The organism is Caulobacter zeae, assembly GCF_002858925.1.
GTDB lineage: Bacteria > Pseudomonadota > Alphaproteobacteria > Caulobacterales > Caulobacteraceae > Caulobacter > Caulobacter zeae.
Map to the genome: position 1 here is coordinate 1 of NZ_PJRS01000021.1, position 13,113 is coordinate 13,113.

A 13,113-nucleotide genomic window follows, 5' to 3' on the forward strand; every position below is an offset into this window, starting at 1 on the left:
GCGCGACGCCTTCCTCTTCAACTTCGTCGAGCTCTACAATCAGACCCGATTGCTATGCCTCGATCACAAGGCTCCCGCCGAACTCCTCGCCAAGCTCTCGGGACACAACACTTTCGCGGGGATGGTGCGGGTGGGATGCGGCGAGGACAGAAGCGGCTCGTTGGGCTATCATCAGCCATGGCCGATGGTTTCACCCTCGATATCGATGCTGAACTAGCCGAGCAGCTATCTGCTGCTGCGGCGGAGGCCGGCGTATCGCGTGAGGCTTATGCTCTTGCGGTGCTTGAGCAGGATAGCAGGGGCGGCCCGCGCTTTACGATCGCGAGAGCCAGAGCCTACGACGTGGATCGTGGCGGAGAGGTCATGTCCATCGAAGAGGCTTTCGAGTTCTTCGACGCCTCTCTCGCCCGACACGGAACGCGGCCGGCTTGAAGCGGCGGGTCGTTCTTGCGCGCGCCGTCGAGCGCGATCTTGTGCGACTGTCCGATTTCCTTGCCGGCAAGAGTCCCCAAGCGGCTCGGCGTTCGGCTGACGCGATCAAGGCGGCTGTCCGGTCGCTGGAGACTTTCGCGTTGCGTGGGCGAGTGACGGCCAGCGACCTGCGGGAACTGAATGTGGACTTCGGCCGCGATGGCTACGTGATCCAGTATCGCGTCGAGCCGGAAATTGTCTTGGTGCTGCGCATCTCCCATGCGCTCGAAGATCGCGAGCCCTGATCATCCACGCCGAAACAAGACCGTCGGGCTTTCCTTGTAGGTCGTGCGGGTCTCTTCGACGAAGCCGGTCTTGGCCGCCAGGGCAAGGGAGGCGGCGTTGTCGGGGTGGATGATGCAAACCACCGGATCCTGGCCCCAGCGCCGCTCGCCCCAGGCCAGGCCAGCGCTGACCGCCTCGGTTCCGAAGCCCTGGCCGTGCGACCAGCTGGACAGCACCCAGCCCATCTCCGGCACGCCCTCGAACGACGGCTCGATGTCGCGGTGGAAGTCGGCGAAGCCCACCTCGCCGACATATCGCCCCGTCGCGGTCTCGCGCACCGCCCAGTAGCCGTAGCCCAGCAGCGCCCACAGGCCCCGGGCCCGCAGCAGCCGCGCCCAGCTTTCCTCGCGTGTCGAGGCGCGGCCGCCGACATAGCGATAGACCTCCGGCTCGCACCACATGGCCACGCTGTCGTCGAAGTCCGAGGTCTCCGGCGGGCTCAGGGTCAGGCGCGGCGTCGTCAGGACGGGCAGGGCGGCGGCGCGGGCGGCGAGGTCGTCGAGCGGCATCGGGGTCCGGGTTTGCTGAGGGGCGACGGCGCAGCCTATATCGACCTGCATAAAGAAGGGACCCGTCAGTTCATGATCGCGCCGCAGGACGCCGTCGCCGCCCGTCGCAAGCTCACCAACCGGCTGATCGCCGGCAAGGACGCGGGACGCCTCGTTCCCTTCTTCACGACCGACGCCAAGGTCATCGCCGGCGACGGTTCGCTGCTGCTGGGCCGCGACCAGATCATCGAGGCCTTCGCCGGACAGTTCGCCGATCGTGACTTCGTCTCCTACGTCCGCACCAGCGACCTGATCGAGATCGACGCCGACGGCGCCCGCGCGGCGGAAAGCGGCCGCTGGGTCGGAACCTGGAAAGGCGAAGGCGCGACCCAGAGCGGAACCTACCTGGCCACCTGGCGCAAGCTCGCCGGCCAGTGGGTCATCGAGAACGAACTGTTCGTGACCCTGGGGTGAGATCCTCCCCCTCTGGGGGAGGTGTCGCCGAAGGCGACGGAGGGGGCGTTTTCAGCTTTCGAGGCCTTGAAAACTCATCACCTGCTCCCCCACCGACCGCTGACGCGATCGCCTCCCCCACGGGGGGAGGTTCGCAGTTCCAGATCCTCCCCCTGAAGGGGGAGCGTCTTGGCGCCTGAGGCCCGCGTCCTACCGCCGCTTCTTAGAGCGCGGCGCCGGCTTGGAGGTCTTGTCCACGACCGCACCCGCGCCCGCGCCGACCACGGCGCCGAACGGTCCGGCCACGACCGCGCCGGCGATGGCCCCGGTGGCCGCCCGCTGTTCCATGTTGTGGCCGCAGGCCGTGGTCAGGGCGGCCAGGGCCAGGACGGCGGCCAGGCGCGGGACGGACGGCGAGAGGCGGGGCATGGCGGGTCTCCAAGGCGTCGGCATGGGGCCGATGAAACTGCAGCGGTTAACGGCGAAGCTTGGTCGAGGTTCCGACGCGGCCGCGCGAAGCGGCAAAAACCGCGCTGCTGCGGCGTTTTGGCGCCCGTCCAGGTTTTTCCTGTGAATCAAAGTGTTAACGGTATCGGTCGCCGAAAAGCCGAGCAGAATCCATGTTGCGGTGCAGCAGGCGCTTGCGACTCGGTCATAGTTCGGTCATAAGGCGAGGCATAAGCAGGATCTCGACCTCATTGCGAACGGTCGAACCTCCGCTGCCAGACCGGCCCGATAGTACTTTTTCCGGGTGTCTTGGGAGCGTTTTTGTCGGGGGGCCGGTGCGCCCTCGTCGCGCAGGACGCAAGTTTTGAACATCAAGTCGCAGACGTGCGCTGACGCGCGCGGGCTGATCGGCGCCGTATTGGTCGGGTCCGTCACGGGCCTGGCGCTTGGCGGCGTCTATCTGGCGGGGGGCATGGCCCAGACCGCCGCTCAGCACGCTCGGGTTACGCGCCTGGCCGACAGCGCCGCGGGGAGCTACTCCGAAGCGGCGCTGCATCAGGCCGCGTCGCGCATGGACGCCGGGGCGCTCGCCATCGCCCGCCGCCATGACCCCTACACCGTGTCCGGCGACGCCCAGCGTGACCGCCAGGCTTCTCTGCTCGCCGCCCGCCTCGAGAGCGGTGACCAGACCGAGGACAAGCCGCTCCTGATGCGGGCCACCCTCGGCGGTTCGTTCAATCCGGCCGCCGCGCCGTTCCACCTCGCCAACGCCCTCGAAAGCTCGCGCGAACTCGAGTGCCTGGCCCAGGCCGTCTACTACGAAGCCCGGGGCGAGACCTCCAGCGGCCAGGCCGCGGTGGCTCAAGTCGTATTAAACCGCGTACGCCACCCTTCGTTCCCCAAGTCGATCTGCGGCGTGGTCTTCCAGGGCGCTTCGGCCCGCACCGGCTGCCAGTTCAGCTTCGCCTGCGACGGCTCGATGCGCGCCGGTCGCGAGCGCGCCGCCTGGACCCGGGCCCGCAAGGTCGCCTCGCGCGCCCTGGCCGGCACGGTGATGTCCGAGGTCGGCTCGGCCACCCACTTCCACACCACCGGCGTCGCGCCGAACTGGGGTCCGCGCCTGATGCGCGTCGCCCAGGTCGGCATGCACGTGTTCTACCGCTTTGGCGGTCGCGCCGGCGCGCCGGGCGCCTTCACCGACAAGCCGCGTCCGTCGACCATCGACGACCTGCCCAACGCGCCCGTCCTGACGGCCCTGCCGCAGGCGCCCAGCGCCGACGGCAAGCCGATGATCTACGTCGCCAGCGCCATGGCGATCGCCAAGGAAGGCGGCATGGGCGGTCCCGAGAAGGTCGGTCCCGAACCGGCCTCGGCCCCGGCCATGCATCCGACCAAGGCCGCCGACAAGGCCGATGCGGTCAAGCCGTCTTCAGTGATCGCAACCGGAGCTGGTTCCTGAGGAATCCGGGGGCCAGGCGGGCCATGAAGCGCATCTGCCTGGCCCGCTTGCCCACCAGATAATAGAGCTCGCGGCCGTGCGCGGCCTGCCACACCGTCTGCGCCGCCTCGTCGACGCCGTAGACGGGCAGGCCGCTCTTGCGCAGCTCCTCGCCCATGTCGGCGTTCTTGCCCGGCTGCGAGTTGCGCAGGATCGGCGTCTCAACGAACCACGGCATGACGCAGGCCACGCTGACGCCGAAGGCGGCGAACTCGGCGTCCAGCGCTTCGGACAGGCCCCGCACCGCGAACTTGGTCGCCGAATAGACCGCCAGGCCCGGCGAGCCGTAGATCCCCGCGCACGAGGCCATGTTGACGAGCCGCGAGCCGGGCGTGGCCTTCAGGAAGGGCAGGGCGGCCCGCGCGCCGTTCAGCACGCCGTGCACATTGACCGCCAGCATCAGGTCGTCGCCCTGAGGATCGCTGTCAGCGAACGGTCCGAAGCGGGCGACGCCGGCGTTGTTGAACAGCACGTCCAGCCGGCCGCCCGAGGCCTGGGCGAAGGCGGAAAGGGCGGGCGTCCAGGCCTCGCGGTCGCGAACGTCCAGGGGATGGATTGAGCCGTTGTCCGGTCCGATGTCGGCCAGGGCGCGGGAAAGGCCGGCCTCGTCGATGTCCGAGAGGCCGACGAACCAGCCTTCGGCCGCGAAGCGCTTGGCGCTGGCCAGGCCGATGCCGCTGGCCGCGCCGGTGATGAAGATGGCCTTGCGAGCCGACATGTCCGCCTCCCCGTCGTTATCGTTCGTTATCGCCGATCAGACAGCGATCGACGGGGAGGGGTCAAGTTCACGCGTGCGTCAGTCGGTCTGGTCGTCGACCTCGGCGTCGGGGCCGTTCTTCTTGATCGACTCGATGGCGTTTTTGGCCGACGCCTTGGAGGCGTAGCCTTCGGTCCAGAAGATGCTCTCGCCGTTGTAGGTGAAATAGGCGACGAACTCGCCAGCCTTGTTCTTCTTGATCAGGAACTTGTGGGCCATCTGGTGGTGCTCCCGGGATGATGACTGGTCGTTGGTCGACGAGCCGACGCAGCGACCCTCGCGCTCCTGACGCGACCCTGTCAACCGCGTTGCGGTGAAGCCCGACGCACGGAATGATGGAGCCTCATCAGGCCGGACGGACCCATGAGCGCGGACAAACTCGACCACCTCTCGCGCACCCTGCTTGGCGAGGCCTATGCCGACCTCTCGGCCGTCAAGCGCAGCGTCATCGACCTGATCGCCGCCGAGGCGCCGACGGGGCTCGCGCCGGTCCTGGCCGAGAAGGAAGGCAGCTATTGGGAACGCCTGGCCGACCGGGTGGCCGCGATCGGCGGGTCCTGGGGCTTCATCGGCGGTTTCTCGGCGGTGCTGGCGGCCTGGGTGATCCTGAACCTGGCCCTGATGCCGTTCCACAAGGCCTTCGATCCCTATCCCTTCATCTTCCTGAACCTGGTGCTCTCGACCCTGGCGGCGATCCAGGCCCCGATCATCATGATGAGCCAGAACCGCCAGGCCACGAAGGACCGCGAGGCCGCCGAGCACGACTACGTCGTCAACCTGCGCGCCGAGCTCGAGATCATGCGCCTGCACGACAAGCTCGACGCCCTGCGCATGGCCGAGCTGTCCGACATGGCCCGCGCCAACACCGTCTGCCTCGACGAACTACGCGCCGAGGTGAAGGCCCTGCGGGGCGCCTAGCTGGCCTTGGCCGCCCGGCGCAGGGCCTGGGGCGGCTGGCCGTAGACGCGGATGAAGGCTCGGCGCATGCGCTCGGAATCGCCGAAGCCGGCCTCCAGGGCGATGTCCTCGACCTGCAGCGGCGCGCTGTCGAGCAGGGCGCGGGCGGCCTCGACGCGCAGGCGCTCGATGGCCTTGGCCGGGGTCGAGCCGGTCTCGGCGGCGAACAGTCGAGCGAAGTTCCGCGGGCTCATGGCCGCGCGCTCGGCCAGTTCCTCGACGGAAAGTGAAAGGGCGAGGTTTTCGCGGGCCCAGGCCAGAAGGGCGTCGAAGCGCCCGCCCTTCAGTTCCAGCAGGGCCGAGAACTGCGACTGGCCCCCCGGGCGACGGTGATAGACCACCAGCTGCTGGGCAGTGCGCTTGGCGATCGCTTCGCCCAGGTCCGCGCCGATCATGGCCAGGGCCAGATCGATGCCGGCGGTGATGCCCGCCGAACTCCAGATCGGACCGTCCTGCACCCAGATCCGGTCGGCCTCCAGCCGCACGTTGGGAAAGCGCTTCTGGAAATCCTTGGTGCGGCTCCAGTGGGTGGTCGCCCGCTTGCCGTCCAGCAGGCCGGCGGCGGCCAGCACATAGGTTCCCGAGCAGACGCTGGCCGTTCGCCGCGCCGCGTGGGCGTTCCTGCGCACATAGTCGAGGGTCGCTTCACAGGTGGAGGGCGCACGGACGCCGTCGCCGCCGGAGACCAGCAGGGTGTCGAAGGCCGGGGCCTTGTCGAACGCCACGGTGTCGAAGGCCGCGCCCGAGCTGCTGGCGGTCCAGCCGCCGTCGCGCGACACCACCGTCAGGCCATAGGCGCCGGGATCGAACCGCGCGGCGATCTCGAAGGCCGAGATGGGCCCTGCGGCGTCCAGAAGCTGGAAGCCCGGATAGACCAGCATGCCGACGGCGCGAGGCATGGCATTCCCCCCGAATGGTGGCGGAAATCGAGGGATCTCCGTCATTTCCGCCGAACGCTATCTGGGAGAGCATCGGTCGTCAAACCAGGAGCGCCGCCCCATGGCCGACCCGATCCGCATCGTCTTCGCCCTGTTCCCGGGCGTGACCCATCTCGACTTCACCGGCCCGCACCAGATCCTGGCGCGGCTGCCCGGCGCCCAGATCACCGTCGCCAGCCTGGCCGGCGGCGAGATCGAGGCCGACGGCCTGATCTTCGCCCATCTGGCCAGGCTCGACCAGATCGAGGCGTGCGACATCCTCTGCATTCCCGGCGGCTTCGGCACGACGCAGGCCATGGGCGACGAGGCTTTCCTGGATCAGGTCAGGCGGCTGGCCTGGAGCGCGCGCTATGTCACCAGCGTCTGCACCGGCTCGCTGGTGCTGGCGGCGGCCGGGCTTCTGGAAAGCAAGCGTGCGGCCTGCCACTGGGCCTGGCGCGACCAGCTGGCCCTGTTCGGCGCCATTCCCGACGAGAGCCGCGTGGCCCGCGACGGCCGCTTCGTCACCGGCGGCGGGGTCACCGCCGGCGTCGACTTCGCCCTGACCCTGGTCGCCGAGATCGCCGGCCCGAGCGTCGCCCAGGCCATCCAGCTGGCCGTGGAATACGCGCCCGACCCGCCGTTCCAGTCGGGTCGGCCCGAGCTGGCCCCGCCCGAGATCCTGGCCCGGGTGCGGCGCATCTACGACAACGGCATGGACGAGCGCCGCGCGGCGGCCGTGGCGGCGGCGGCGAGGTTGGGGAAGGGGGCGCTGGAGAGGGCTTAAGGGGACGAAACCCCGTCCTTCGACAAGCTCAGGATGAGGTTTCTATTGCACGGCCTTAGCCATGATCCTCACCCTGAGCTTGTCGAAGGGCGGGGATCACGCTGGCCTCACCCCACCTGTACGCCGGTCATCGAGATCGCCGCGAAGACGTCGTCGGCGAAGAACGACACCGGCTCGCCTTCGCCCTGCGCGCCCAGCACGTAGAGCAGCGGCAGGTAGTGCTCGGCGCTGTTGATCGACAGCGCCGCGTCCGGACCCAGGCTCTCCCAGTCGATCAGCGGCTGGTGGTCGCCGGCCGCGATCAGGGCCTTGGCGCGCTCGTTGAAGCGCGGCGCCCAGTCGGGGGTCTCGCCGGTGCGGAAGTTCACGGCCCGCAGGTTGTGGACGATGTCGCCGCTGCCGATGATCAGCACGCCCTCGTCTCGCAGCGCCGCCAGCCTGCGGCCGGCCTCGTAGTGCCAGGCGTTGGGCTGGCCGCGGTCGATGCTCAGCTGCACCACCGGCACGTCGGCGTCGGGATACATCGGCAGCAGCACGCTCCAGGCGCCATGGTCCAGGCCGCGGGTCGGATGCTGCACGGTGCGCTGCGGCGCCAGCAGGTCGGCGGCGCGCTGCGCCAGGGCCGGATCGCCCGGCGCCCGGTACTGCACGTCGAACAGCGCCTGCGGGAAGCCGCCGAAATCGTGGATGGTCTCGGGACGTTCGGCGGCGCTCAGCGCCGTGCCGCCCATGGTCTCCCAGTGGGCGCTGACCATCAGCACGGCCTTGGGGCGCGGCAGGTCGCGGCCCAGCTGCGCCCAGGCGCGGCTCCAGGCGTTGTCCTCGATGGCGTTCATCGGCGAGCCGTGGCCGATGAAGAGGACGGGCATGCGGGTCATGGCGGCGATATCCGAATAGAAACTTGCGCAGTTACAGATGGGCGCTCGCCCCTCGGTGGTCAAGCAGGGGGCCGCGCGACCTTCCGCCGCTTCCCCCGGGGGCTCGGCTTTGTTAAGGCCTCCCCTCGTGAGCACGTCCCAGTCATCCTCGGAGTCGGCCGCGTCCCCCTCGGGATCCGCCGCCCCGGTCGCGTCACCCGTCGGCCATTCGTCCCGTCCGGCCACCCGTGGCGGCGCCCTGGACCTGCTGCGCCTGCTGGCCGCTCTGCTGATCGTGGTCTACCACTTCGGGGCCGAGAGCCCGCTGCGGATCGAGCGCTTTCACCCGGTGTTCGCGCGCGGCTACCTGGCCACCGACTTCTTCCTGATGCTGTCGGGCTACGTTCTGGGCCGCGCCTACGGACCGTCGGCCATCTCCGGCCGGATCACCCACTTCCAGTTCTGGCTGCGCCGCGCCGCCCGCGTCTGGCCGGGCCACCTGATGGTGCTGGCCGCCATGGCCGGGCTCGTCTTCGCCTTGAACGTGGTCGGCACCGACGCCCACAAGCCCTCGCGATTCGCCTGGGACCAGCTGCCGCTACAGGCCATGCTGATGCACGCCTGGGGCTTCAACAGCGACGGCTGGAACCTGCCGAGCTGGTCGCTGTCGGCGCTGATCGTCTGCTACGCCCTATTCCCCTGGTTCTGGCGCGCCGCCAGCGCCACCCGCCGGCCCTGGCTGCCCATCGTGCTGGCGGCCGTGGTCGTGGTGCTGTTCGACATCGCCGCCCGGCGCACCAACGGTTTCGGGTTCGCCGAGGTGTCTATCGGCCTTTCCGACCTGCCGCTGCGCATCGGCGTGCTGCGCGCGATTCCGCTGTTCCTGCTGGGTCTGTGCCTTGCGCGGGCCGTCGAGCTTTCCTGGCCGAGCGAGAAGGCCGCCAAGGTGCTGCTGACCCTCGGCTGCGCGGGCCTTGTCGTCCTGCAGGTGATCGGCCGCTTCGACCTGCCCAGCCTGACCTGCCTGGCCGCCATCATCCTCGGCGCCGGCCGCCTGCCGGTGAAGCATCCCAAGGCCTGGATCGAGGAGGGCGCCAAGCTGTCCTTCGCCCTGTTCATCACCCACATCCTGGTCGGCGTGATCTACTGGAGCGCCGTGCACAAGCTGATCGACACCGTGCCGATCGGCATCGGCTGGCAGTGGCTGATGTGGCTGGCCGGTTTCCCGCTGGCCATCGGCGCGGCCTGGCTGTTCCACACCTATGTCGACCAGCCCGTGCAGGATCGCATCATGCCCTGGGTGCGCGGCCGCGGCTGAGGCGCGCGTCTTGCTCCCCGCCGAGTCGTAGCCTCCTATCCTCTCCACGCAGAGTTTCGTGGGGAAGACGATGTCAAACGCTCCTAGCCGCCGCACGCTGATGACCGGCGCGGCCGCCGCCACCCTGTTGGTTCCCGGCCTGGCCGGCGCCGCCGCCAAGACGTCAGCACGCGAGGCCGAAATGGCCGCGATCCGCAAGGCCGCCGAGGCCGGCTACGACGCCTCGGTCAAGCGCATCCAGGACTGGATCGCCCTGCCGTCGATCGCCGCCGAGAACCGCGACATGGACAAGGGCGCCGACTACATGGCGGCCCTGGCCAGCGACGCCGGCTTCACGAACGTCGAGAAGATCCCGACCGACGGCGCGCCTGGCGTGTTCGGCGTGCTCGACGTCGGCGCCAGGCGCTGGCTGGCGATCTACTTCATGTACGACGTCAAGCAGTACGATCCGGCCGAGTGGAGCTCGCCGCCGCTGGAGGCGCGCATCGTCGACAAGCCCGGCTTCGGCAAGGTGATCGTCGGGCGGGGGGCGGTGAACCAGAAGGGACCTCAGGCCTCGCTGCTGGCCGCCCTGCACGCCATCCGCGCCGCCGGCAGGAAGCCGCCGGTGAACCTCGTCCTGGTCTGCGAGGGCGAGGAGGAGATCGGCAGCCCGCACTTCCGCCAGATCGTCACCCGGCCCAACGTGCTGGCCGCCCTGAAGAAGTGCGAGGGCGTGATCATCCCCGCCGGCTGGCAGAGCCCCAGCAACGGCGGCGTCAGCGTCAACCTGGGCGCCAAGGGCGTGGTCGAGTTCGAGCTGGTGGCCAGCGGCGAGAAATGGGGCAGGGGTCCCAAGACCGACATCCATTCCAGCGAGAAGGCGCGCGTCGACAGCCCGGCCTGGCGGCTGGTCCAGGCGCTGACCACCCTGGTCACGCCCGACGGCAATACCCCTGCCGTCGACGGCTATTTCGAGAAGGTCCGGCCGCTGACCGCCCGCGAGAAGGAGCTGATCTCCCTGGCCGCCCAGCGCATGACCGAGGCCGACGCCAAGAAGGCCCTGGGCGTCGACCGCTGGATCGACGACCTGCCGTGGGAGAAGGCGCTGGAGCGCCTGGCCTCGCAGCCGACCATCAATATCGAGGGGCTGGTCTCGGGCTATACCGGCCCCGGCGGCAAGACCGTGCTGCCGGGCCGCGCCGTCGCCAAGATCGACCTGCGGCTGGTGCCGAACATGACCATGGACGACGCTGTGGCCAAGATCCGCGCCCACCTCGACAAGCGCGGCTTCAACGACGTCGAGATCAAGGTCAGCGGCGGCTACGACCCCACCGAGACACCCGAGGACAGCCGCCTGATCCGCGCCCAGTTGGCCAGCTACAAGCGCCTGGGCGCGCCGGCGACGCTCTATCCGCGCCTGGCCGGCTCGTGGCCGGGCACGGTCTTCACCTCGCCGCCCGTCAGCCTGCCGGCGGGCCAGTTCGGCCTTGGTCACGGCAGCGGCGCCCATGCGCCCAACGAGTACTACGTGATCGAGAGCAGCAACCCGAAGGTGCAGGGCCTGGTCGGCGGCACGATGAGCTATGTCGACCTGATGTACGAGATCGCCGAGGCCAATTAGCGGCAGGGAACGATCCTTGGGCGCATGTGGTTGAGCCCTAGCCGGCGACAGACCGGCGAAGCTCGTTCGGGAGAATCCACATGCGTCATACTCTGCTGGTCGGTCTGGCCGCCGTCGCCCTGACCGTCGTCGCCTGCGAGAACAAGACCGAGAAGGCCGCCGAGGCCTCGGTCGAAAGCCAGAAGGCGGCCGAGGCCGCCGCCCAGGCGTCGAGCGCCGCCAACACGGCCGCCGACGCCAGCGCCGACGCGGCCGCCGCCGGCGACACCTCCACCGCCAAGGCGGCCGGCGACGCCGCCGCCGCTGCGGGCGAAGCCGCCGAGAAGGCCGGCGACAAGGCGGAGAAGGCCGGCGAAAAGGCCAAGGACGCCGCACACTGACCTGGCCCGGGCGGCGCGCTCAGCGCCGCCCGGCGCCCTCGGCTCCATGGCCGAACCACCTTTCCTCGCGCGATCTCCACAACCATAGTGAGGGCGTGGCTCCGGCAAGTACGGGAGCCGGGGGAAGGGGAACATGCGGAAAGTCGCCGTGGCCGCCTTGAGCGTCGGCCTGTTCCGTAGGTTGGCGATCGCCGCCGCCGCCCTGCTCGTCGCCCTGCTCGTCGCCATGCCCGCCGCGGCCCAGACTGCGAGCCCTTCCGCCGCCGCCGAGACGCGCCTGTCGGACGCGGCCATCCGCCAGGTGCTGGTCCAGCGGGTCGATGTCGACAAGCAGGCCGCCGGCATCGTCGTTGGCGTCATCGACGCCAAGGGCCGCCGCGTGATTGCCCGGGGCGTCTTTGACGCGGCCGATCCTCGCCCCGTCGACGGCCAGACCTTGTTCGAGATCGGCTCGGTGACCAAGGCTTTCACCGGCCTGCTGCTCGCCGACATGGTCCGGCGTGGCGAGGTCACGCTCGACGAGCCCCTCGTCAAGCTGCTGCCCGCCGGCTCGGTCGCGCCCGAGCGCAACGGCAAGGCCATCACCCTTATAGACTTGGCCACCCATACCTCGGGCCTGCCGCGGCTGCCAGACAACATGCCGATGACCGACCCGCTCAATCCCTATGCTGACTACGGTCCCGACCTGCTGGACGCCTTCCTGCGGCGCTACAGCCTGACCCGCGACGTCGGCGCGGCCTATGAATACTCCAACCTAGGCGCAGGACTGCTGGGCCGGGCGCTGGCCCAGCGGGCGGGCGGCGACTACGAGACGGTGCTGCGCAAGCGGGTGCTGGCGCCGCTGGGCATGTCGAGCACCGCTATCGCGCTATCGCCGGCGCTCGAGGCCCGCTTTTCGCCGGGCCACACCGCGGATCTGGCGACCACGCCGCACTGGGACCTGCCGACCCTGGCCGGGGCGGGCGGCTTGCGATCCTCGGCCGACGACCTGCTGAAACTGCTGGCCGCCGAGCTTGGCTATGTCGACACGCCGCTGAGGGCCGCCATGGTCGGCCAGCTGGATCCCCGGCGTCCGGTGGGCGGCGATGTCCAGGTCGCGCTCGGCTGGCACGTCGCCGCGACGCCCAAGGGCGAGATCGTCAGTCATGGCGGCGGCACCATGGGCTTCCAGACATTCGTCGGTTTCGACCAGACGAGCGGGGTGGGCGTCGTGGTGTTGAGCAACGCTTCGGGCGCCATGGGCGTCGAGGACCTGGGCCTGCACCTGCTGACCGGCGCGCCGCTGAAGACTGCGCCCAAGGTCAAGGTCCGCGAGGCCAAGACCCTGCCGCCGATTGTGCTGGACGGCCTGACCGGCCGCTACGCGCTGGGGCCCGGCGCCGTGATGGCCATCACCCGCGAGGGCCAGCGGATGTTCGGCCAGCTGACCGGCCAGCCCCGCATCGAGATCTTCGCCGAGGGGCCGACGGCTTTCTTCACCAGGGTCGTTGACGCACAGCTGACCTTCACCGTCGGCGCGGACGGACGCGCGAGCAGCGTGACCCTGCATCAGAACGGCCAGAACACGCCGGCGCCGCGACTGGCCGAAGGCGCCGAGCCGCCGGCCGCACCGACGCCCAAGGTCGTGGCCCTGTCGCCACAGGCGCTGGACGCCCTCGTCGGCCGCTATGCCCTGGCCCCCGCGATGATCCTGGAGGTGACGCGGCGGGAGGGGCGGTTGTTCGCTCAACTGACCGGCCAGCCCGTCTTCGAGGTCTTCCCGCAGAGCCCGACAGAGGTGGTCTGGGCTGTGGTTCCGGCCCGCGCGCAGTTCGTGCTCGGCGCCGACGGCAAGGCGATCAGCCTGGTGCTGCACCAGAACGGACGCGCCCTGCCGGCGCCCCGCGTCCCCTAGC

General features: G+C 69.7%; 16 protein-coding genes. 10 read left to right on the forward strand and 6 right to left on the reverse strand.

Features of this window, described 5'->3' with window-relative positions; genetic code table 11:
- Positions 1–217, forward strand: a 217-nt coding sequence (locus SGCZBJ_RS25865; protein WP_205685372.1) for a hypothetical protein, incomplete at its 5' end; no start/stop codon positions are given.
- Positions 218–428: 211 nt separating this feature from the next.
- Positions 429–716 carry a type II toxin-antitoxin system RelE/ParE family toxin gene (locus SGCZBJ_RS11280; protein ID WP_101718106.1) on the forward strand — a complete coding sequence of 96 codons (288 nt, stop codon included), beginning with the start codon at positions 429–431 and terminating at the stop codon, positions 714–716.
- On the opposite strand, the gene SGCZBJ_RS11285 is transcribed toward SGCZBJ_RS11280, so the two are convergent.
- Entirely contained in the window at positions 717–1,265 is a 549-nt protein-coding gene (locus tag SGCZBJ_RS11285) for a GNAT family N-acetyltransferase (RefSeq protein ID WP_101718107.1), read from the reverse strand.
- A gap of 72 nt (positions 1,266–1,337) precedes the next feature.
- Here SGCZBJ_RS11285 and SGCZBJ_RS11290 point away from each other — a divergent pair, with 72 nt between their 5' ends.
- On the forward strand, positions 1,338–1,718 hold the full coding sequence (locus tag SGCZBJ_RS11290) for a YybH family protein (protein ID WP_101718150.1): 381 nt from the start codon (positions 1,338–1,340) through the stop codon (positions 1,716–1,718).
- Positions 1,719–1,907: 189 nt separating this feature from the next.
- On the opposite strand, the gene SGCZBJ_RS11295 is transcribed toward SGCZBJ_RS11290, so the two are convergent.
- Entirely contained in the window at positions 1,908–2,126 is a 219-nt protein-coding gene (locus SGCZBJ_RS11295) for a hypothetical protein (RefSeq protein ID WP_101718108.1), read from the reverse strand.
- A gap of 382 nt (positions 2,127–2,508) precedes the next feature.
- Between SGCZBJ_RS11295 and SGCZBJ_RS11300 the strand changes: the two genes are divergently transcribed.
- Positions 2,509–3,603, forward strand: a complete 1,095-nt coding sequence (locus SGCZBJ_RS11300) for a cell wall hydrolase (protein ID WP_101718109.1) — start codon at positions 2,509–2,511, stop codon at positions 3,601–3,603.
- On the opposite strand, the gene SGCZBJ_RS11305 is transcribed toward SGCZBJ_RS11300, so the two are convergent.
- Both SGCZBJ_RS11305 and SGCZBJ_RS11310 read right to left on the reverse strand, forming a co-directional pair.
- Positions 3,563–4,360 carry an SDR family oxidoreductase gene (locus SGCZBJ_RS11305; RefSeq protein ID WP_101718110.1) on the reverse strand — a complete coding sequence of 266 codons (798 nt, stop codon included), beginning with the start codon at positions 4,358–4,360 and terminating at the stop codon, positions 3,563–3,565. The genes SGCZBJ_RS11300 and SGCZBJ_RS11305 overlap by 41 nt on opposite strands.
- 78 nt (positions 4,361–4,438) lie before the next feature.
- Positions 4,439–4,618 (reverse strand): YegP family protein, encoded by a 180-nt coding sequence (locus SGCZBJ_RS11310; protein ID WP_101718111.1) that lies wholly within the window; start codon positions 4,616–4,618, stop codon positions 4,439–4,441.
- Positions 4,619–4,762: 144 nt separating this feature from the next.
- Between SGCZBJ_RS11310 and SGCZBJ_RS11315 the strand changes: the two genes are divergently transcribed.
- Entirely contained in the window at positions 4,763–5,317 is a 555-nt protein-coding gene (locus SGCZBJ_RS11315; protein WP_101718112.1) for a DUF1003 domain-containing protein, read from the forward strand.
- Here the strand turns inward: SGCZBJ_RS11315 and SGCZBJ_RS11320 are convergent.
- Entirely contained in the window at positions 5,314–6,255 is a 942-nt protein-coding gene (locus tag SGCZBJ_RS11320; protein WP_101718113.1) for a GlxA family transcriptional regulator, read from the reverse strand. The genes SGCZBJ_RS11315 and SGCZBJ_RS11320 overlap by 4 nt on opposite strands.
- A gap of 100 nt (positions 6,256–6,355) precedes the next feature.
- Here SGCZBJ_RS11320 and SGCZBJ_RS11325 point away from each other — a divergent pair, with 100 nt between their 5' ends.
- The gene (locus SGCZBJ_RS11325; protein ID WP_101718114.1) at positions 6,356–7,060 is read left to right on the forward strand and encodes a DJ-1/PfpI family protein; all 705 of its coding nucleotides are present in this window, start codon (positions 6,356–6,358) and stop codon (positions 7,058–7,060) included.
- Between the two features lie 107 nt (positions 7,061–7,167).
- Here SGCZBJ_RS11325 and ygiD read toward each other — a convergent pair whose 3' ends face one another.
- On the reverse strand, positions 7,168–7,938 hold the full coding sequence (gene ygiD / locus SGCZBJ_RS11330) for a 4,5-DOPA-extradiol-dioxygenase (protein WP_101718115.1): 771 nt from the start codon (positions 7,936–7,938) through the stop codon (positions 7,168–7,170).
- Between the two features lie 127 nt (positions 7,939–8,065).
- Between ygiD and SGCZBJ_RS11335 the strand changes: the two genes are divergently transcribed.
- From SGCZBJ_RS11335 to SGCZBJ_RS11350, 4 genes are all read left to right on the forward strand, one after another.
- Positions 8,066–9,235: an acyltransferase family protein gene (locus SGCZBJ_RS11335; protein ID WP_240621484.1), complete on the forward strand. Its 1,170-nt coding sequence runs from the start codon at positions 8,066–8,068 to the stop codon at positions 9,233–9,235.
- 70 nt (positions 9,236–9,305) lie between these two features.
- Positions 9,306–10,838 carry a M20/M25/M40 family metallo-hydrolase gene (locus SGCZBJ_RS11340; RefSeq protein WP_101718117.1) on the forward strand — a complete coding sequence of 511 codons (1,533 nt, stop codon included), beginning with the start codon at positions 9,306–9,308 and terminating at the stop codon, positions 10,836–10,838.
- A gap of 80 nt (positions 10,839–10,918) precedes the next feature.
- Positions 10,919–11,218, forward strand: a complete 300-nt coding sequence (locus SGCZBJ_RS25635; protein ID WP_165799304.1) for a hypothetical protein — start codon at positions 10,919–10,921, stop codon at positions 11,216–11,218.
- 133 nt (positions 11,219–11,351) lie between these two features.
- A complete protein-coding gene (locus SGCZBJ_RS11350; RefSeq protein WP_101718118.1) occupies positions 11,352–13,112 on the forward strand; it encodes a serine hydrolase in 1,761 nt (586 codons plus the stop codon).
- Position 13,113: the final 1 nt, after the last annotated feature.